The sequence below is a fragment of the Pandoraea terrigena genome, assembly GCF_902459705.1.
In the GTDB taxonomy this organism is placed as follows: Bacteria; Pseudomonadota; Gammaproteobacteria; order Burkholderiales; family Burkholderiaceae; genus Pandoraea; species Pandoraea terrigena.
On the sequence record NZ_CABPRU010000008.1, the window covers coordinates 89450 to 108412 of the forward strand.

17 protein-coding genes are annotated in these 18963 nt (G+C 64.7%); 9 read left to right on the plus strand and 8 right to left on the minus strand.

All coding sequences use genetic code 11. The features are described 5' to 3' along the window. Positions 1–3 precede the first annotated feature (3 nt). The 6 genes from PTE31013_RS16450 to PTE31013_RS16475 form a co-directional block, all read right to left on the minus strand. Positions 4–927, minus strand: a complete 924-nt coding sequence (locus tag PTE31013_RS16450) for a formyltransferase (RefSeq protein ID WP_150613852.1) — start codon at positions 925–927, stop codon at positions 4–6. Beyond that, positions 924–1946 (minus strand): glycosyltransferase, encoded by a 1023-nt coding sequence (locus tag PTE31013_RS16455; RefSeq protein WP_150613853.1) that lies wholly within the window; start codon positions 1944–1946, stop codon positions 924–926. Before PTE31013_RS16455 ends, PTE31013_RS16450 begins: the two co-directional genes overlap by 4 nt. Next, on the minus strand, positions 1943–3109 hold the full coding sequence (locus tag PTE31013_RS16460) for a DegT/DnrJ/EryC1/StrS family aminotransferase (RefSeq protein WP_150613854.1): 1167 nt from the start codon (positions 3107–3109) through the stop codon (positions 1943–1945). The genes PTE31013_RS16455 and PTE31013_RS16460 overlap by 4 nt, the downstream gene beginning before the upstream one ends. A 91-nt stretch (positions 3110–3200) precedes the next feature. Continuing rightward, positions 3201–3572, minus strand: coding sequence for an SMR family transporter (locus PTE31013_RS16465; RefSeq protein WP_150613855.1), 372 nt, complete (start codon positions 3570–3572; stop codon positions 3201–3203). A 113-nt stretch (positions 3573–3685) separates the two neighbouring features. Beyond that, complete coding sequence (locus tag PTE31013_RS16470; RefSeq protein ID WP_174978604.1) at positions 3686–5386, minus strand: glycosyltransferase family 39 protein; 1701 nt, start codon at positions 5384–5386, stop codon at positions 3686–3688. A 56-nt stretch (positions 5387–5442) separates the two neighbouring features. Continuing rightward, positions 5443–5829 (minus strand): Mth938-like domain-containing protein, encoded by a 387-nt coding sequence (locus PTE31013_RS16475; protein ID WP_150613857.1) that lies wholly within the window; start codon positions 5827–5829, stop codon positions 5443–5445. Between the two features lie 321 nt (positions 5830–6150). Between PTE31013_RS16475 and PTE31013_RS16480 the strand changes: the two genes are divergently transcribed. The 6 genes from PTE31013_RS16480 to moaE are packed head-to-tail and all read left to right on the plus strand — an operon-like array spanning position 6151 to position 12321. Next, on the plus strand, positions 6151–7377 hold the full coding sequence (locus PTE31013_RS16480) for a pyridoxal phosphate-dependent aminotransferase (RefSeq protein WP_150613858.1): 1227 nt from the start codon (positions 6151–6153) through the stop codon (positions 7375–7377). Positions 7378–7414: 37 nt separating this feature from the next. Continuing rightward, the gene (locus tag PTE31013_RS16485) at positions 7415–8725 is read left to right on the plus strand and encodes a homoserine dehydrogenase (RefSeq protein WP_150613859.1); all 1311 of its coding nucleotides are present in this window, start codon (positions 7415–7417) and stop codon (positions 8723–8725) included. 40 nt (positions 8726–8765) lie between these two features. Continuing rightward, on the plus strand, positions 8766–10232 hold the full coding sequence (gene thrC, locus PTE31013_RS16490) for a threonine synthase (RefSeq protein ID WP_150613860.1): 1467 nt from the start codon (positions 8766–8768) through the stop codon (positions 10230–10232). Positions 10233–10274: 42 nt separating this feature from the next. After that, the gene (locus PTE31013_RS16495; RefSeq protein WP_150613861.1) at positions 10275–11486 is read left to right on the plus strand and encodes a molybdopterin molybdotransferase MoeA; all 1212 of its coding nucleotides are present in this window, start codon (positions 10275–10277) and stop codon (positions 11484–11486) included. Between the two features lie 39 nt (positions 11487–11525). Further along, a complete protein-coding gene (moaD, locus tag PTE31013_RS16500; protein WP_150613862.1) occupies positions 11526–11783 on the plus strand; it encodes a molybdopterin converting factor subunit 1 in 258 nt (85 codons plus the stop codon). A 55-nt stretch (positions 11784–11838) separates the two neighbouring features. Further along, complete coding sequence (gene moaE, locus PTE31013_RS16505; RefSeq protein WP_150613863.1) at positions 11839–12321, plus strand: molybdopterin synthase catalytic subunit MoaE; 483 nt, start codon at positions 11839–11841, stop codon at positions 12319–12321. A gap of 57 nt (positions 12322–12378) precedes the next feature. On the opposite strand, the gene PTE31013_RS16510 is transcribed toward moaE, so the two are convergent. After that, positions 12379–12864 (minus strand): group III truncated hemoglobin, encoded by a 486-nt coding sequence (locus PTE31013_RS16510; RefSeq protein ID WP_150613864.1) that lies wholly within the window; start codon positions 12862–12864, stop codon positions 12379–12381. A 282-nt stretch (positions 12865–13146) separates the two neighbouring features. On the opposite strand from PTE31013_RS16510, the gene clpB reads away from it, so the two are divergent. Then, on the plus strand, positions 13147–15783 hold the full coding sequence (gene clpB / locus PTE31013_RS16515) for an ATP-dependent chaperone ClpB (RefSeq protein WP_150613865.1): 2637 nt from the start codon (positions 13147–13149) through the stop codon (positions 15781–15783). A 243-nt stretch (positions 15784–16026) separates the two neighbouring features. Here the strand turns inward: clpB and PTE31013_RS16520 are convergent, their stop codons facing one another. Then, a complete protein-coding gene (locus PTE31013_RS16520; protein WP_150613866.1) occupies positions 16027–16926 on the minus strand; it encodes an AraC family transcriptional regulator in 900 nt (299 codons plus the stop codon). A gap of 244 nt (positions 16927–17170) precedes the next feature. Between PTE31013_RS16520 and PTE31013_RS16525 the strand changes: the two genes are divergently transcribed. Then, on the plus strand, positions 17171–17665 hold the full coding sequence (locus tag PTE31013_RS16525; RefSeq protein ID WP_425495575.1) for a gamma-glutamylcyclotransferase family protein: 495 nt from the start codon (positions 17171–17173) through the stop codon (positions 17663–17665). A 251-nt stretch (positions 17666–17916) separates the two neighbouring features. Further along, complete coding sequence (locus PTE31013_RS16530) at positions 17917–18828, plus strand: DMT family transporter (protein WP_150613867.1); 912 nt, start codon at positions 17917–17919, stop codon at positions 18826–18828. Positions 18829–18963 lie beyond the last annotated feature (135 nt).

The window sequence follows — 18963 nt, forward strand, 5'->3', positions numbered from 1 at the left end:
CGGTCAGTGATTGAGCTGGGAAAACTGTGCCGGCGTGACTGCTTTGCCGTCCAGCAATAGTTCATGAATGACGACGGCGTTCGCGTCGCCACAAACGCCAAGGAGCGCATTATCCACTACTTGCAGTCCGCAGGGCAAACCGGCGGGTGCGGGCGCGCGTGACAAACGGGCGCGCGTGACGACCCAACGGCGGTCCGCCAGGTCGGTGAACGCCCCCGGATAGGGCGGTGCGACCGCGCGAATCAGGTTGTAGACGTCCTTCGCGGGCTTCGTCCAGTCGATGCGGCCGTCTTCCGGCTTGCGTCCGCCGAAGTAGCTGCCCGCGGCCAGTTCGTTGGTCTGTCGCGGCGCCGTGCCGGCGATCAGGCCGGGCAGACAGCGCCAGAGCGTCTGCTCGGCGGCAACGGTGACCTTCTCGAAGACCTCGCCCGCCGTGTCGTCCGGCAGGATCGGCACGGCGGCCTGGTCGATGATGGCGCCGGCGTCCGGCTTGGCGGCCATCTCGTGCAGCGTTGCCCCGGTTTCCGTTTCGCCCTGCAAAACCGCCCAGTTCACGGGCACGCGGCCGCGATACTTCGGCAGCAGCGAACCGTGCATGTTGAACGCGCCGCGCGGGGCGAGGTCGAGCACCGCCACGGGAATCATGTGACGGTAGTAGAAGGAAAAGATGAAGTCCGGGGCGATGGCGCGGATGCGGGCGGCGAGCGCGGGATCGGCCGGGTCGTCGGGGGTGACGACCGGGATGCCGTGCTCGGCGGCGACACTGGCCACGCTGCCGAACCAGATATTCTCGTTCGGATTGTCCTGGTGCGTGACGACGAGCGCGACGTCGACGCCGCGTGCGAGCAGGACCTGCAGGCAGCGCACGCCCACGTTGTGATAGGCGAAGACGACGGCCTTGGCGGCTGGGGTCACTTGGGCGTTCATGAGGCGTGCGATCCCAGTTCCGTGGCGCCAGTCGCCTGGCGCACGCTCGACGCGGCGCCGGCGCCCTTGTCCGGATGGCCGGAAGACGGCTCTTCCAGCACGGCTTGCACCAGATAGCGCGGACGCTGGCGAACCTGCTGATAAATGCGGCCGATGTACTCGCCGAGCAGGCCCATGCCGAACAGGATTACGCCCAGCAGGCAGAACGTGACGGCGAACAGCGTAAACACGCCCTGGACTTCCGAGCCAAAGAGGAAGCGGCGGGCCATCAGCACGACGAACAGCACACCGGAGGCCGCCGACAGGGAAATGCCGACGCCCGAGAGCCACTGCAACGGCACCACCGAGAAGCCGGTGACGAGGTCGAAATTCAGGCGAATCAGGCTATAGAGCGAATACTTCGACTCGCCGGCGAAGCGCTCCTCGTGGGCGACATCGACTTCGGTGGGGTTTTGCGCGAACGTGTAGGCGAGCGCGGGAATGAACGTATTGATCTCGCGGCACTGATTGACCGTGTCGACGATATGACGACTATAGCCGCGCAGCATGCAGCCCTGGTCGGTCATGCGGATGTGCGTGATGCGCTCGCGCAGGCGGTTCATGGCGCGCGAGGCGCGGCGGCGGAACCACGTGTCCTGACGGTTCATGCGCACCGTACCCACGTAGTCGTGTCCGGCCGCCAGTTGCTCGACGAGCTTGCCAATTTCCTCCGGCGGATTCTGCAGATCGGCGTCGAGCGTCACGACCCATTCGCCGCGCGTGTGTTCGAAGCCGGCCAGGATGGCCATGTGTTGTCCATAGTTGCCGTTGAACAGCACGACGCGCGTTGTGTCCGGGCGCGCGCGGTATTGCTCGGCGAGCAGCGCGGCCGAGCGGTCGCGGCTGCCGTCGTTGACGAACACCACTTCATAAGCCACGCCCAGCTTGTCGAGCGCCGGATACAGCCGGGCGAAGAGGGCGGCGAGTCCGGCCTCTTCGTTATAGACCGGGATGACGATGGAGAGTTGTGGACAATTCATTTTTGATGTTCGGCGCAGAGGGCATTGACGGCGTCGCAGACGCGCACGACGTCGGCGTCCGTCATGGCGGGGAAGAGGGGCAATGTCAGGATCGCACGGCCCAGGCGCTCCGTATGCGGGAACTGCCCTTCCCGGAAGCCTAGCGCGCGGTAGAGGGTGAACAGGTGGATGGCCGGATAGTGCACGCCGCTGCCGATGCCACGTGCCTTGAGCTTTTCCATGAAGCCCGCGCGGTCGATCGTGAGGTGCGCCAGCGGCAGCTCGACCTGGAACATGTGCCAGTTCGAGTGCGTGAAGTCGGCGCGCGGCAGGCCGAGGCCCAGCGCCACGGCCGGACCGCCCGCGAGCGTGTCGAAGTACTGTCGCGCGAGCGCTGTGCGACGGCGGTTGAATTCGGCCAGATGCGGCATCTGGCCGAGGCCGACGCGTGCGGCGACGTCGGTGAGGTTGAACTTGCCGCCGAGCACATCGACATCCATGCCATCGAGGCCGGTGCGGGTCACGCCCTGCAGGCGATACTTCTCGGCCAGACGCGCTTCGTCCTCGTTGTTGAAGACGAGCGCACCGCCTTCGATGGAGGTCAGGTTCTTGTTGGCGTGGAAGCTGAACGAGACGAGGTCGCCGAAGGCGCCGATGCGCTTGCCGCCCCAGGTCGAGCCCATCGCTTGCGCGGCGTCCTCGATCACGCGCAGGTTGTAACGTCGCGCGATGTCGTACAGCCGGTCCATGTCGAGCGGCAGCCCGGCGAGATAGACGGGGATGATCGCGCGCGTCTTGGACGTGATCGCCTTTTCGAGCAGATCGAGATCGAGATTGCGGGTGGCCGGGTCGACGTCGACGAACACGGGGGTTGCGCCGACTTCCAGGATCACGTTGGCCGTGGCGACCCACGACAGCGGCGTGGTGATGACTTCGTCACCGTCTTGCACGCCGGCCAGGCGCAGGCCGATTTCGAGCGTTGCGGTACCTGAGTTGAAGACGCGTACGGGGCGCCCGCCGAAATAGTCGGACAGGGCCTTCTCGAAGGCCTGCACTTGCGGGCCCGAGGTGATCCAGCCGGAGCGCAGCACCTCGGCGACGCCGTCGATGGTGGCGTCGTCGATGCTCGGCCGGGTGAACGGCAGGAACGGTAGATTCGGTTGGGCGGTTGCCGAGTCGCTCATGATGTAAGACCAAGCCTCAGATAAGCAGGGGGAAAAGCGCCAGCGCTTGCGTGTTGCGGCGCGTCCGTGAATTCGATCCGCGTTGGCAGTCTCAACTGCGCGCCAGGATATAAACGCCGACCAGGATGATGCCGATCGCCACGACGCGTTGCATCGACAGCGTTTCGCCAAACAGATACCACGCGGCAACGGCATTCACGACGTAGCCGAGCGAGAGCATCGGGTAGGCGATCGAGACCTCGACGCGCGAGAGTGCCAGAATCCAGACCACGACGCTGATCGCATAGCATACGAGCCCGCCCATGATCGGCACTTGCGTAGCGAGCTTGATGCCGATGGGTACGATGTTGGCGCGCGTGAATTCGAGCGCACCGATCGAGCCGGCGCCGGCCTTGAGCAGCAACTGGGCGCACGCATTGAGCAGCACGCCTGTGAGAATAAGCGAAAACGTAGCGAGATTCATGGAACGTTTGTGAACAATTATGGGTGCCGCAAATTGGCTGGCGCTTAGTTTCCCGAAGCGCGTCAGCCGTTCTTTTGCCTTCGACCGAACGGATCCGGAGATCGCTAGGTGCACTATTTTACGTTGTCTTCTACCTGGGGTTTGGCGATCACGACGCGGCGGGCGTCACGCGCGATGATCCGCATCGGCAAGTGCGCGGATTCGAGCTTGCCGAACGTGTCCGGATCCACCAGCGCGAGCGCTTTCGGATCGGCGCGCCAGCGGGCGTAGAAGTCGTCGAGCGTGGGCAGCCATTTCTGCGGCTCCTGCTTGACGCCGAATTCGAGTTCGTCCGGGTGCTGCACCATGATCATCGTATGGCCGAGGTAGTAAGGCATCGTGTGATCGAGCACATTCACGGAATAGAACGGCACGTTCGGCCCAAGCCGCTGCATTTCCGCCTGGATCGCCGGCACGAGCAACACCCCCGAGCTTTGGCGGCCGAACACTTCGTGTCCCATGCCACCGACGCTCACGAGCAACAGCATGGCGCCGGCAAAGGTGAGCAGTGCGCGCCGCGCGCTGTGCCGCGCCAGCCGCCATGCCACAAGCGTGCCGACCAGGCCGATGCCAACGGCAACATACAGCCAGATCTGGAAGGCCTTGTACAACTCGTTCGGATTACGCACGCTTCCGGGGCGTCCCGCGAAGATGGCCACCATCACGAGCGCGGCGATCAGCAGGATCGCATATCCGGCCAGATGCACGCGTACCGTGTCGCGGCGCAACTGCGCCAGATACAGGCCGAAGAGCAGCGACATGGCCGGCGCGATGGGCAACAGATACGAGATCAGCTTCGAGTGCGAGGCGCTGAAGAACACGAAGATGAAACCCGACCACACCCACAGCATCAGCGTGGGGGCGAAGCCGTTGGGCTGACGGGGCATGCGCAGCGTGGCGCGTACGGTGCCCGGCAGGATCGAGAGCCAGGGCAGGAAGCCGACGAGGAACACGGGCACGAAGTACCACGGCGCGCCATCGCGGTTATGGCCCTCCATCGCAAAGCGCCGGAAGTGCTCGTTGATGAAGAAGAAGTCGAAGAATTCGGGGTTGCGCAGTTGCACCAGGACGAACCACGGGGCCGCGATCGCGAAAAAGACGATCAGGCCGCTGCCCAGGTACAGGCGCCGCCACAAGGTCCAGTCCCGCGCGATGAGCGTATAGAGGACAAGCACGGCGCCCGGCAGCACAACACCGACGAGTCCCTTGCTCAGCACGGCAAGCGCCATGGCCGCCCAGCACAGCCACATCCAGCCACGCACGGCGGGGCGCGCGAGGCCGGGCCGCTGGGCGAGCAGCAGCGCGCACAGCGAGAGTCCCATGAAAAACGACAAGCCCATGTCGAGCACGTTGAAGTGCCCGAGCAGCGACCACAACGGCGCGCTGGCGAGTGCTACGGCCGCGAACAGGCCAACCCGGGCATTGAACACCCGCCGGCCGGTATAGCCGACCATCAGCACGCCCGCGAACCCAGTGAGCGCGGTCCATAGCCGCGCTTGCCATTCGCCAAGCCCGAATGCCGCGAACGTGAGCGCATTCATCCACGTTTGCATCGGCGGCTTCTCGAAATACTTGTAGCCGTTGTATCGCGGCGTGATCCAGTCGCCCGTGGCCCACATTTCGCGCGCCATTTCCGCGTAGCGGCCTTCGTCGCTCGCAATCAGGTGGCGGTAGTCGAGCACGCCGAACCACACGAGCGCAAAGGCGATGAGCAGCAGCCAGAAGGCGGCGGGTGAGAGCGGGTAGGACGTGGGCGGCGCGTTGGGCGCGCACAGGGGCGGCGTCGCGAGGGGGGCGGCGGCCGGCAGGCCGGTAGCGAGCGGGCGGCGGCTCACTCAGTCGCCTCGGTTTCGATGAGCAGGGCGAGTACGACGCGGCGTCCTTCGCTCATCAGGATGTTGTACGTGCGGCAGGCGGCCTGCGTGTCCATGGAGTCGACACCGACGCGCTGGCTGGTGAGCGACGTGGTCAGCCGCGGGTGCGCGAAGCGCAGGCGGTCGCCGCTGCCGAAGATCACGACTTCGGGATCAAGCGCGCGCAATTGATCGAAATGGGCGGATTCCAGTGCGTCGAAACGCGAGACTGGCCAGGCCTGGATCTCGCCCTCGGGCGCAATGATCACGCTGTGCTCGTGACGAATCTTGTTGACCTCGACATAGCCCGGGCCGTAGCCGGTGACCGTGTTCAATGCTTGCGACGGGTCTTGATGCAGTTTCACTTTCGAAAGATTCCCTACCCGGTGCTTGCCCGGGGGTGGATGAGCGTCGGCGGATCGATCAACGGGCGGGCATCTTGCCTCGCGTGGCGCAAACCGTCAATGATGCATTGCCGAACTCTGTCATAATTGGCTAAATTATAGCTTTTTGCCGTACGCAGCACGGCAAAACCGTTGCAGTGCGGCATTTGCCACGCCGAAACCGGGGAAATGCGGTGCCATGTGCGCTTCGCGCGCATCGCCGTCCGACCGCCGGAGCGTCGTGCGTCCCGCCTGCTGCCGGCTCGTCCGGATCCTGCGCCGTCCGCCAAGACCACAACCGCCGTGAAACCGATCCTCAAATCGCTGAAATTGCAGAATGTCTGCTACGACATTCGTGGGCCCGTGCTCGAACATGCCAAGCGCATGGAAGACGAAGGTCATCGCGTCATCAAACTGAACATTGGGAATCTGGCGCCGTTCGGTTTCGAGCCGCCCGACGAGATCGTGCAGGACATGATCCGAAATCTGCCGAATTCGGCGGGTTACTCGGATTCGCGGGGCGTGTTCGCGGCGCGCAAGGCGATCATGCACTACTGCCAGCAAAAGCGCATCAAGGACGTCCAGCTCGACGACATCTACCTCGGCAACGGGGCGTCCGAGCTGATCGTGATGGCCATGCAGGCGCTGCTCAACGACGGCGACGAAGTGCTCGTGCCCGCGCCCGACTACCCGCTCTGGACGGCCGCCGTCAGCCTGTCGGGCGGCACGCCGGTGCATTACGTCTGTGACGAGCAGGCCGACTGGCAGCCGGACCTGGCGGATATCCGCAAGAAGATCACGCCGAATACGCGGGCGATCGTCATCATCAACCCGAACAACCCGACCGGGGCACTGTACTCGGACGAACTCCTGAAAGACATTGTCGCCCTCGCGCGCGAGCACAAGCTCATCATTTATGCCGACGAGATCTACGACAAGATCGTCTACGACGGCGCCGAGCATACCTCGATCGGCTCGCTCTCCGAAGACGTGCTCACCATTACGTTCAACGGCCTGTCCAAGAGCTATCGCGCGTGCGGCTACCGCTCGGGCTGGATGGTCGTGTCGGGCGACAAGCGTCCGGCGTGCGACTACATCGAAGGGTTGAACATCCTGGCCTCGATGCGCCTGTGCCCGAACGTGCCAGGCCAGTACGCCATCCAGACGGCGCTAGGCGGCTACCAGAGCATCAAGGACCTGATCGTGCCGGGCGGGCGCCTGTACGAGCAGCGCGAGATCGCGCACCGCATGCTCACCGACATTCCCGGCGTGACCTGTGTGAAGCCGAAGGCCGCGCTGTACCTGTTCCCGCGTCTCGATCCGGCGGTGTACCCCATCGCCAACGATCAGGACTTCATCCTCCAGTTGCTGCTCGAAGAGAAGGTCCTGCTGGTGCAGGGCAGCGGCTTCAACTGGATGCATCCCGACCATTTCCGCGTGGTGTTCCTGCCTCACGAGGGCGACCTGGAAGACGCCATCAGTCGCATTGCCCGCTTCCTTGACGGTTATCGCCGTCGCCACGGCAAGTGATGCGCGCCAACCGATTTCGACTTTTGAGTAAAACTGCATGAAACCGATCAAATTGGGCCTGCTCGGCCTTGGCACGGTGGGCTACGGCGCCTTCCAGGTACTGGCTCGCAACCAGGAAGAAATTCAACGTCGCGCCGGCCGGGGGATCGAGATTACGAAGGTCGCGGTGCGCAATGTCGAACGCGCGCGCGGCCTCGTCGGCCATGCCGCTGTCGTGACGGGCGATCCGTTCGAGGTGGTCAACGATCCGGACATCGATGTCGTGGTCGAGACCATTGGCGGCTATGACCTCACGAAGGAACTGGTCCTCAAGGCGATCGAGAACGGCAAGCACGTGGTCACGGCCAACAAGGCGCTGCTGGCCCTGTATGGCAACGAGATCTTCGCCGCCGCGCGCAAGGCCAACGTGATGGTTGCCTTCGAGGCGGCCGTCGCCGGTGGTATTCCCATCATCAAGGCGCTGCGCGAAGGCCTGACTGCGAACCGCATCCAGTGGATCGCCGGGATCATCAACGGCACCACGAACTTCATTCTGTCGGAGATGCGCGACAAGGGGATCGACTTCGACGTGGCACTCGCCGACGCCCAGCGTCTGGGCTACGCGGAAGCCGATCCGACATTCGACATCGAAGGCGTCGACGCCGCGCACAAGCTCACGCTCATGAGTGCCATCGCGTTCGGCGTGCCGGTGCAGTTCGACCGCGCCTATGTCGAAGGCATCACCAAGCTGTCGGCGCTGGACATCAAGTATGCGGAGGAATTTGGCTATCGCATCAAGCTGCTGGGCATCACGCGTCGTACCGACGCCGGCATCGAACTGCGCGTGCATCCGACGCTGATTCCGGCCAAGCGCCTCATCGCCAACGTGGAAGGCGCCATGAACGCCGTGCTGGTGCAGGGCGACGCCGTGGGCGCCACGCTTTACTACGGCAAGGGCGCGGGCGCCGAGCCGACCGCCTCGGCCGTGGTGGCCGACATCGTCGACGTGACGCGTCTGCAAACGGCCGATCCGGAGCATCGCGTGCCGCATCTGGCGTTCCAGCACGATGCGCTGTCGAACACGCCAGTGCTGCCCATCGACGAGGTCACGACCAGCTACTACCTGCGCCTGCGCGTGGTCGATCGCGCGGGTGTGATGGCGGCACTCACGCGCATCCTCGCCGATCTGGACATCTCCATCGATGCGTTGCTGCAAAAGGAATCGCGCGAGGGCGAGCACCAGACCGACATCATCATCCTGACGCACCAGACCCAGGAAAAGCACATCAACTCGGCCATCGCGAAGATCGAAGCCATGGACGCCGTGCTCTCGACGGTCACGCGCATCCGTATGGAGGCGCTGAGCTAAGCGCCGGCCACACGAACCGATACGACAGGACACGACCCACATGAAATACATTTCCACGCGCGGCGCGGGCCTGACCTCGGGCGAGCCGCAATCGTTCTCCAGCATTCTGCTTGGCGGCCTGGCCCCGGATGGCGGCCTCTATCTGCCGACGCAATACCCGCAGGTGACGGCCGACGAACTGCGCGTCTGGCGCCAGTTGTCATACGCCGAACTGGCCGCGAAGGTGCTGGCCAAATTCGCGGGTGACATTCCGGCCGAGATCCTGGCCGACCTGACGGCACGCACCTACACCGCCGAGGTGTACCGCAACGTGCGTCCGGGCGAGGATGCTGCCGAGATCACGCCACTGCTGCCGCTGGGGGTCGAAGGGGGCACGCAGCTCTCGCTGCTGGCGCTCTCGAATGGCCCGACGCTGGCGTTCAAGGACATGGCCATGCAGTTGCTGGGCAACCTGTTCGAGTATGCCCTGGCGCAGCACGGCGATGCGCTCAACATTCTCGGTGCGACGTCCGGCGACACCGGTAGCGCGGCCGAGTATGCCATGCGCGGCAAGGAAGGCATTCGCGTGTTCATGCTCTCGCCTGCGGGCAAGATGAGTGCGTTCCAGACGGCCCAGATGTACAGCCTGCAGGATCCGAACATCTTCAACCTCGCGGTCGAAGGCGTGTTCGACGACGCGCAGGACATCGTCAAGGCGGTGTCGAACGATCATGCCTACAAGGCGCGCTACAAGATCGGCACGGTCAATTCGATCAACTGGGCGCGTGTCGTGGCGCAGGTCGTCTATTACTTCAAGGGCTACTTCGCGGCCACGGGCGGCAAGTCGGGCCAGGACGGCGAGGTGTCGTTCACGGTGCCGTCGGGCAACTTCGGCAACGTGTGCGCGGGCCATATCGCGCGCATGATGGGCCTGCCGATTCGCAAGCTGGTCGTGGCGACGAACGAAAACGACGTGCTCGACGAGTTCTTCCGCACTGGCCACTACCGCGTGCGCAAGTCCGCCGAGACGTTCCACACCAGTAGCCCGAGCATGGATATCTCGAAGGCGTCGAACTTCGAGCGTTTCCTGTTCGATCTGCTCGGCCGCGATGCGCAGGCGACGGCCGCGCTGCTCTCGAAAGTCGAGCGCGAAGGCGGCTTCGACCTGTCGGGCACCGAGGCCTTCGCCCGTGTGGCGCAGTTCGGTTTCGTCTCGGGGCGCAGCACGCACGCCGATCGCGTGGCAACGATCCAGGACGTGGCCACGCGCTACGATGTGGTCATCGACACCCACACGGCCGACGGCGTGAAGGTCGCGCGCGAAGCGCTCGAGCCCGGCGTACCGATGGTGGTGCTCGAGACGGCCCAGCCCGCAAAGTTTGCCGAGACGATTCGCGAGGCCTTGCATCGCGAGCCGCCGCGTCCGGCCGGATTCGAGCAGCTCGAATCGCTGCCGCAGCGCTGCGAGACGGTGCCGAACGACGTCGCGAGCGTGAAGGCCTATATCGCCGAGCACACCGGCCTGTAAGGCGGCGCTCGTCCTGCCCCCTGACTTCCCCGCGCCTTCGACATGCTGAGTACACAAGAAGCCCTGGACGCCGTGCTGGCGGCGGCCCGTCCGCTGGATCGGCGGGAGACGGTCGATACCCTCGCGGCCAACGCCCGCGTGCTGGCTGCCGACGTGATCGCCACGCTCGACGTGCCGCCGATGGACACGAGTGCAATGGACGGCTATGCCGTGCGGGTCGCCGACCTGACGGGAGACGAGACGGTGTTGCCGGTCTCGCAACGCATTCCCGCGGGGCACGCGCCTGAGCCGCTCGCCCACGGCACGGCGGCGCGCATCTTCACGGGAGCGCCGGTGCCGCCTGGCGCCGACGCCATCGTCATGCAGGAGCAGTGCGAGGCGCGCGAAGACGGCATCGTCGTGATTCGCCACACGCCTTGTGCCGGGGAATTCATTAACGGGCAGGGCGCGGATATTCGCCGCGACAGCGTGGTGCTTGCCGCCGGGACTCGGCTGCGTGCGCCATCGCTGGGTCTGGCGGCGTCGGTAGGCATGGCGAAGCTGCAAGTCGCGTGCCGGTTGCGTGTGGCCGTGTTCTTTACCGGTGACGAACTGACCATGCCGGGCGAGGCGTTGCGCGCGGGCAGCATCTACAACTCGAACCGCTTCGTGCTGCGCAGCCTGCTCGAGAACCTGGGCTGCGAGATGACCGATTACGGCATCGTGCCGGACAATCTGGCCGCGACGCGCGCGATTTTGCGCGATGCGGCGCGCGCCAACGATCTGATCCTCACGTCCGGCGGCGTGTCGGTGGGTGAGGAGGACCACGTCAAACCGGCCGTGGAAGCCGAGGGCCGCCTCAGTTTGTGGCAGATCGCGCTCAAGCCGGGCAAGCCGCTGGCCTACGGCGAGATCAACCGGCCGAGCGGGGAGACGGCGCATTTCATTGGCTTGCCTGGCAATCCGGTGTCGAGCTTCGTGACGTTCCTGCTGTTCGTGCGCCCGTTCATCCTGCGTTTGCAGGGCGTGACGGCGGTGACGCCGCGGCGCATTCCCATGCGCGCGGACTTCACGCAGACGAAGGCGGATCGTCGCAATGAATTCGTGCGGGCCCGGATCAACGAACAGGGGGGTCTCGACGCGTTTGCGAACCAGAGTTCGGCGGTGCTGACGTCGACCGTCTGGGGCGACGGCCTCATCGACAATCCGCCGGGACATCGCATCGAAGCCGGCCAGACGGTGGCGTTCCTGCCGTTCTCCGACCTCCTATATTGAGAGATAGGCGCGTCGTCGCTGCGGCGTGCCAGCCAGACTATGCAGATCGAACTTCGTTTTTTCGCCAGCGTCCGAGAGGCGCTCGATGTCGCTGAAGAGCGTGTGAATGTCCCTGCCGGGATTGCCACGGTGGGAGACGTGCGCCAGTGGCTGTGCGGCCGCGGCCCGGTCTGGGCCGACGCGCTCGGCCAGCAGCGTGCGCTGCGCATGGCGCTCGACCATACGATGGTGCCGGCGACGACGCGCCTGACCGAGGGTTGCGAGGTCGCGTTCTTCCCGCCCGTGACGGGCGGTTGAGCCAACGTTCCTCGCCCATATCTCAGCGAACTACCGGACAGGAGGCGCCGCCAATATGCCGATTCGTGTACAGACCGAGGATTTCGACTTGTCGGAGGAGGTCCGACGGCTGCGTGCCGACGACCTGCGGGTCGGGGCCGTGGCGAGCTTCGTCGGCACGGTGCGCGATTTGAACGATGGCAAGGACGTCTCGCGCATGACGCTCGAGCACTATCCGGGCATGACGGAGAAGGCGCTGGACGCGATTGTCGAGCAAGCGCGCGCACGGTGGCGACTGTTCGACGCGCTGGTGATTCACCGCTACGGAGAACTGGGGCCCGGTGATCAGATCGTGCTGGTGGCTGTCACGTCCGCCCATCGGGGGGATGCGTTCGCCGCCTGCGAGTTCATCATGGACTACCTGAAGACCGAGGCACCGTTCTGGAAGAAGGAAGTCACGCCGCAGGGCGAGCGCTGGGTCGACGCGCGCGAGACGGACGCAGCCGCGCGCGAGCGCTGGGCAACCGAAGTGGCGTCCAGATCGACTGATAAGTCCTGATTTCTTTCTTGATTATCAAATAACATCGGCGAAGATTTCATATCATCGCCGATCTCGTCATTCATAAGCCCGCGCGGGCCTTGTCTGCTTCACGCTGTCGAGTAGCGCTCGCTGCGCCGGGGGCAGCGTGTATTCCCACCCGAATAGATTCAACTGCAGGCTCTCCGCGATCCGGATGGCCGGTTCTGCGAAGGCAATGGCGGCCTGCGGTTCAAAGAGCTTGTCCAGCGTATCGAAGAAGAGGGCGAGCCAGCGGCTGAAATGCTCGCCACTCAGGTGGCCGAACGGCTGATGTGCCTGCGTCACATTGCCGCGGTAGCGTTTGGCACCGAGCACGATGCTGGACCAGAACGCTATCATTTTTTCCAGATGCATGTCCCAGCGACCTTCGAGTGCCTGGCGGAACACCGGGCCGAGCATGTCGTCGTCGCGAATGCGTCCGTAGAAGGTGTGCACGAGCAGACGCACGGCGTCTTCGTCGATCTCGGCGAGGCGCGTTGCGGGCCGTGGGTTCGGGCATTGGCGGGAGATTTGCGCAGACATTTCGATGGGCACCTGGGTGGGCGCGCGGGCGATGTCCGGCGTCCTGGCGTCTCGATGACGCGTGGTGCGTGAGGCTGAAAGTGGCTATTATGAGCTTCAAATCCGGGCGTGTCCTGCGGCGGCTTCATGCCGCCCACTCTGCCTCGGTCGAGCGCCGCTGTCCCCGGGCCGACCCGTTCCGGCGTTGCGCGAAATGTCAATCGTCGCGCTGCCATGCCCCCTTGAAACTGCAGGGGCTTGTCCGCACATCCGATCCAGAAAGATTTCTTACCGGAGCACTAGATGCGACAAGACAAATTCACCACGCAGTTCCTGGAAGCGCTGGCTGATGCCCAAAGCATGACAGTCGGTCGCGACCAGCAGTACATCGAGCCGCTGCACCTCCTGGCGGCGTTGATCGCACAACCCGAGGGCGCCGCGCGCTCGTTGCTGCAGCGCGCGGGCGTACAGGTGCAACCGCTCGCGCACGACGTCGAGACGGCCATCGCGAAGCTGCCGCAGGTGCAGGGCACCGACGGCAACGTGCAGGTCGGCCGCGAACTTGCGGGCCTGCTCAATCAGGCCGACAAGGAAGCGCAGAAGCATGGCGATAGCTATATCGCCAGCGAAATGTTCCTGCTCGCGCTCGCCGACGACAAGGGCGCCACGGGCAAGCTCGCGCGCGCCCGGGGCCTGTCGCGCAAGTCGCTCGAGGCCGCCATCGAAGGCGTGCGCGGAGGCCAGTCCGTCAACAGCCAGGATGCCGAGAACCAGCGCGAAGCCCTCAAGAAATACACGCTCGATCTGACCGAGCGCGCGTCGCTTGGCAAGCTCGATCCGGTGATCGGCCGCGACGATGAGATTCGTCGCACGATCCAGATTCTGCAGCGCCGCACGAAGAACAATCCGGTCCTCATCGGTGAACCGGGCGTGGGCAAGACCGCCATCGTGGAAGGGCTCGCGCAACGCATCGTCAACGGCGAGGTGCCGGAGTCGCTCAAGAACAAGCGCGTGCTCGCCCTGGACATGGCGGGTCTGCTCGCGGGCGCGAAATTCCGTGGCGAGTTCGAAGAGCGTCTGAAGAGCGTGCTTAACGACATCGCCAAGGATGAAGGCCGCACGATCCTGTTCATCGACGAAATCCATACGATGGTCGGCGCCGGTAAGGCCGAAGGCGCCATGGACGCGGGCAACATGCTCAAGCCGGCGCTTGCGCGTGGCGAATTGCACTGCATTGGGGCGACCACGCTCGACGAATATCGCAAGTACATCGAGAAGGACGCCGCGCTGGAGCGCCGCTTCCAGAAGGTGCTCGTCGACGAGCCGAGCGTCGAGGCGACCATCGCCATTCTGCGTGGCCTGCAGGAGAAGTACGAGCTGCACCACGGGGTGGAAATTACCGATCCGGCCATCGTGGCCGCGGCGGAACTCAGCCAGCGCTATATCACCGACCGCTTCCTGCCTGACAAGGCCATCGACCTGATCGATGAGGCCGCGTCGAAGATCAAGATGGAGATCGACTCGAAGCCGGAAGTGATGGACAAGCTCGACCGTCGCCTGATCCAGTTGAAGATCGAGCGCGAAGCGGTCAAGAAGGAAACCGACGAAGCGTCGCAGAAGCGTCTGGCGCTGATCGAGGAAGAGATCTCGCGCCTGGAGCGCGAATACGCCGATCTCGAGGAAGTCTGGACCGCGGAGAAGGCCGCTGTGCAAGGCAGCGCTCAGGTCAAGGAAGAGATCGACCGCGTGCGTGCCGACATCGCGAAGCTCCAACGCGAAGGCAAGCTCGACAAGGTGGCCGAGCTGCAATACGGCAAGCTGCCGCAGCTCGAAGCGCAGTTGAAGGACGCCGACGCGGCGGAAGCGGCGGGCCAGCAGTCGCATCCGCGTCTGTTGCGCACGCAGGTGGGCACCGAAGAGATTGCCGAAGTGGTCTCGCGGGCGACCGGCATCCCGGTCTCGAAGATGATGCAGGGCGAGCGCGAAAAGCTGCTCCACATGGAAGACAAGCTGCACGAGCGCGTGGTCGGGCAGGACGAGGCGATTACCGCCGTGGCGGACGCCATTCGGCGTTCGCGTGCCGGGTTGTCGGATCCGAATCGTCCCTATGGGTCGTTCCTGTTCCTCGGGCCGACCGGTGTGGGCAAGACCGAGGTGTGCAAGGCGTTGGCGATGTTCCTGTTCGACGCCGAGGATCACCTCATCCGCATCGACATGAGCGAGTTCATGGAGAAGCACAGCGTCGCGCGGCTGATCGGCGCGCCGCCGGGCTATGTGGGTTATGAAGAGGGCGGCTACCTGACGGAAGCCGTGCGTCGCAAGCCGTACAGCGTGATCCTGCTCGATGAAGTCGAAAAGGCGCATCCGGACGTGTTCAACGTGTTGCTGCAAGTGCTCGACGACGGACGCATGACCGATGGACAGGGCCGCACGGTGGACTTCAAGAACACCGTGATCGTGATGACCTCGAACCTCGGATCGTCGATGATCCAGTCGATGGTTGGCGAGCCGCAGGAGCGCATCAAGGACGCTGTGTGGGTGGAGATCAAGGATCACTTCCGTCCTGAGTTCCTGAACCGCATCGACGAAGTCGTGGTGTTCCACGGTCTTGACCAGAAGCACATCGAGTCGATTGCCACGATCCAGATCGAGATCCTGCGTCAACGTCTGGCCAAGCTCGACATGACCCTTGAGGTCAGCAAGGCGGCGCTCACGCACGTGGCACGCGAGGGCTTCGACCCGGTGTTCGGGGCGCGGCCGCTCAAGCGGGCGATCCAGCAGGAGATCGAGAACCCGGTCGCCAAGCTGGTACTGGCGGGCAAGTTCGGGCCGAAGGACACCATCCCGGTCGACTGGCGCAACGGGCGATTCACGTTCGATGGCGACGCGACCCGGCCGGCGAGCGAGGTGAGCGAAGCGACCGAACCGGCTGTCGAGTAAGCCTGGGCGCGGCCCTGAGCCTTGCCTGATCCGCATGACCTGTCCCCGCGTTCCGTCAGGCACGCGGGGATTTTTTCGTCGACCGGTGACGCGCGCCGTGCTGCCTCGTGCCGGGAATGTCGTCGTGCCGGTGATCCGCCGCCGCATCCCCGTCTGTGCGACGGGATGTCGCAACGGGGGCCGTCATGCGCGTTCGTCGCGCATCCGGCCCAAGGCGTTGCCATCGGAGGGGCGAGATGGTGCTCAGTCGTCGATGGGGCGATCGGCGCGAGCGGACGGCATGTCGGGCCCTGTGGCGAAGAACTCGCTGGGTGTCCGACCAAAGGTGCGTTTGAACATCGCGGAAAACGCGCTCTGGCTGCGATAGCCCAGTTCGCGGGCGATGCGGGCCAGTGGGTATCCCTTCGAGGCCAGCGGAATCGCCTGCGCCAGCACCACCTGCTGGCGCCACTGCACGAAGCTCATGCCGAGTTCCTGCCGGAACAGCCGCCCGATGGTGCGTGGGCTGGCGCCGGCATGGCGGGCCCATTGATCGAGCGTCCAGGCGCGCGCCGGGTCGGCCAGCATGGCGTTGCACAGCGTGAGCAGCCGCTTGTCTCGCGGCAGCGGCACCGCAAGCGGCAGTGGCGACGCGCGCCGCAATTCGTCGAGGATCAGTGCGCCCAGCAAGTGTTCGCGAGGTGCGTCGAGTGCGGCCTCGGGCACATCGATGGCGGCAATCAACTCGCGCAGCAGCGCCGAGACCTCCACGACGCGGCAGTGATCCAGTCCGGCCGGGATGACGTCAGGGTGAACGTACAGCGTTCGCAGGTACGAGGGTTCGTTGACCTGGAGACTATGCACGACATCCGGCGGAATCCAGATGGCGCGTGAAGGCGGGACGATCCACGCCGCATCGGCCACCGCGATCTGAATGACGCCGCGCGGCGTATACGCGACCTGGGCCCAGGCATGGCGATGATCGGGCACACGGATGCCGTCGCGCAGCGGTCGCGCGCGCAGCCGCACCGGACGCTCGCGCGTCGGCGTGAACGCCAGCGGCAGCACGTGGGGTCCGGGGTCGGCCGGCGCGGCCGTGTCGAGATCAAGACCCGATGGCTCGACGTTCCACGGACCGGACTGCGCGGGCGCGAGGTTGGGCATGGCATCAGCGCGACAATTTGGATTCCAGCAGTGTAAACCAACCGTGTATCGTGGTTCGCGCGTTGCCCAGCGATGAGAAACATGGCCCCCGTATCGCGTGCAAGCCTTGCGCAGGACACGCGCGCGCCATAGTTTTCCGAACGGCAAAGACGCTATGCTGGATGGCAGTGCGCGGCGAACGGCGTATGGATCGTCGTGCGGCACGCTTCCCGACTGACCGCCTATTCCGATTTGGATGCTCGTGATGAACACTGCAACGCGTGACCACTATGACACCCACGACTTGCGAGACTCGCAAGGCGAGGTGATCTACGTCTTCGTCTACGGCACGCTGCGTGCTGGGGAAATCAACGACGTGACGTATGCAGCTGAGCGTCACGGCATCGAGGCCCCCGTCTATGTCGGTACGACTTCACTCGGCGGGCGGCTCTACGATTTCGGTGACTACCCGGGCATGGTGTTCGACGCCGCAGCGGGTGACGGCCACATCGTGGGCCGCGTGACCGGCGATGTTTATCGTATCGCAGCGGCGCTGGTGCCCGTGCTCGATGAGATCGAAGCGGTGTATCCGGGCGAGGCGGGGTTGTTCGTTCGAGAATTGCACGATGTTGCCTGCGAAGGCGCAACGTACCCCTGCATCGTCTATCCGGTGAGCGAATCGGCCGTGAGCCAATTGCCGCAAATTGCCGGTGGGGACTGGGTCAGCTATCGCCATGCGCGCGATGCCAGCGTGGCGTGACGCTGGCGTCGCCACCGCATGGGGATCGGTCGGCCACCATATCGCGCGTCAGCATGTTTGCTCAACGCGAGGATTCCGAAAACGGGCCGGCCATGCGTGACCTTCCGCCATGGCGGACGGTAAGGTTTGACAATGGGCTCAACCATGTCGATGCCGCCATGTCCGATTTTGACCGGCAGGCCTGGCGCTGATGTGGGACGATTCACCCGTTCCCATTCTTTCCGACGGCCTGCCGCGCCGTCCTCCCGATCATGCGTTCGTCCGACATTGCACGCTTGCTGACGCTCTCCGCCATCTGGGGCGCGAGCTTTCTTTTCATGCGCATCATCGTTCCCGTGCTCGGGCCACTGCCCACGGCGTTCCTTCGTGTGACCCTCGGTGCCATCGGCATGGCCGTGATCCTGCTGGTGTTTCGCGCGCGCTGGGCGTTCAAGGGAAGGCTCGGGGCGTCGATGCTGCTCGGCGTGATCAATTCCGGCATTCCGTTCGTGATGTACTGTTTCGCCGCGCGCGTGCTGCCTGCCGGCTACTCGGCGATTCTGAACGCGACCACGCCGCTCATGGGCGTCGTCATCGGCACGCTATTCTTCCGGGAGCGCCTGACCGGGGCCAAGGGGCTGGGCGTGTTGTTCGGGCTGGCCGGGGTCGCCATCTTGACGCGCACCGGGCCCGTCTCGATGTCGGAGCCGGTGGTCATGGGGGCGTTGGCGTGTCTCGTTGCCACGTCGTGTTATGGGCTGGCGGGCTATCTGACCAAGCGCTGGATCTCCGACCGGGGCGGCCTCGACGCGAAGCTGGTCGCCTTCGGCAGCCAGTTGGGCGCGGCCGTTGTTCTGCTGCCGTTCTTCGGTTACGTGTCGGCGACGTCCGGCATTCCGGGCCCGGCCACTGGTGGCGTCTGGGCCGCGATGGCCGCGCTCGGCTTCCTGTGCAGCGCGGTGGCCTATACGTTGTTCTTCCGCCTGATCGCGGACCTGGGCCCGCTGCGCTCGCTGACCGTGACGTTCCTCATTCCGCCGTTCGGCGTACTGTGGGGCGCGTTGTTCTTGAATGAAGCAGTGACGATGGCGCACTTCTTCGGCGGCTGTTTCATTGCGCTGGCCGTATGGCTCGTTTGCAAGCCGCCCAAGGCGCTGCCGGCGGCCCGCCGAGCTGCGTCGTAATTACCGCGCCTCCGGGGTATTGCGCCAGTCGCACACGCGGATGGGGAAGCCGGGGGCTCGCTGTCACCGGTTTTTCATGATATGGAATGTCTTTGCGGTGCGTAAAAATTTGCGCTGCTGGGCACAACGGTGCAA

Coding starts and splice junctions, on each gene's coding strand:
- moaE (WP_150613863.1), top strand. CDS start 11,839: ATGCCGATTCGTGTACAGACCGAGGATTTCGACTTGTCGGAGGAGGTC.
- thrC (WP_150613860.1), top strand. CDS start 8,766: ATGAAATACATTTCCACGCGCGGCGCGGGCCTGACCTCGGGCGAGCCG.
- clpB (WP_150613865.1), top strand. CDS start 13,147: ATGCGACAAGACAAATTCACCACGCAGTTCCTGGAAGCGCTGGCTGAT.
- PTE31013_RS16485 (WP_150613859.1), top strand. CDS start 7,415: ATGAAACCGATCAAATTGGGCCTGCTCGGCCTTGGCACGGTGGGCTAC.
- moaD (WP_150613862.1), top strand. CDS start 11,526: ATGCAGATCGAACTTCGTTTTTTCGCCAGCGTCCGAGAGGCGCTCGAT.
- PTE31013_RS16525 (WP_425495575.1), top strand. CDS start 17,171: ATGAACACTGCAACGCGTGACCACTATGACACCCACGACTTGCGAGAC.
- PTE31013_RS16465 (WP_150613855.1), bottom strand. CDS start 3,572: ATGAATCTCGCTACGTTTTCGCTTATTCTCACAGGCGTGCTGCTCAAT.
- PTE31013_RS16460 (WP_150613854.1), bottom strand. CDS start 3,109: ATGAGCGACTCGGCAACCGCCCAACCGAATCTACCGTTCCTGCCGTTC.
- PTE31013_RS16450 (WP_150613852.1), bottom strand. CDS start 927: ATGAACGCCCAAGTGACCCCAGCCGCCAAGGCCGTCGTCTTCGCCTAT.
- PTE31013_RS16495 (WP_150613861.1), top strand. CDS start 10,275: ATGCTGAGTACACAAGAAGCCCTGGACGCCGTGCTGGCGGCGGCCCGT.
- PTE31013_RS16455 (WP_150613853.1), bottom strand. CDS start 1,946: ATGAATTGTCCACAACTCTCCATCGTCATCCCGGTCTATAACGAAGAG.
- PTE31013_RS16520 (WP_150613866.1), bottom strand. CDS start 16,926: ATGCCCAACCTCGCGCCCGCGCAGTCCGGTCCGTGGAACGTCGAGCCA.
- PTE31013_RS16510 (WP_150613864.1), bottom strand. CDS start 12,864: ATGTCTGCGCAAATCTCCCGCCAATGCCCGAACCCACGGCCCGCAACG.
- PTE31013_RS16530 (WP_150613867.1), top strand. CDS start 17,917: ATGCGTTCGTCCGACATTGCACGCTTGCTGACGCTCTCCGCCATCTGG.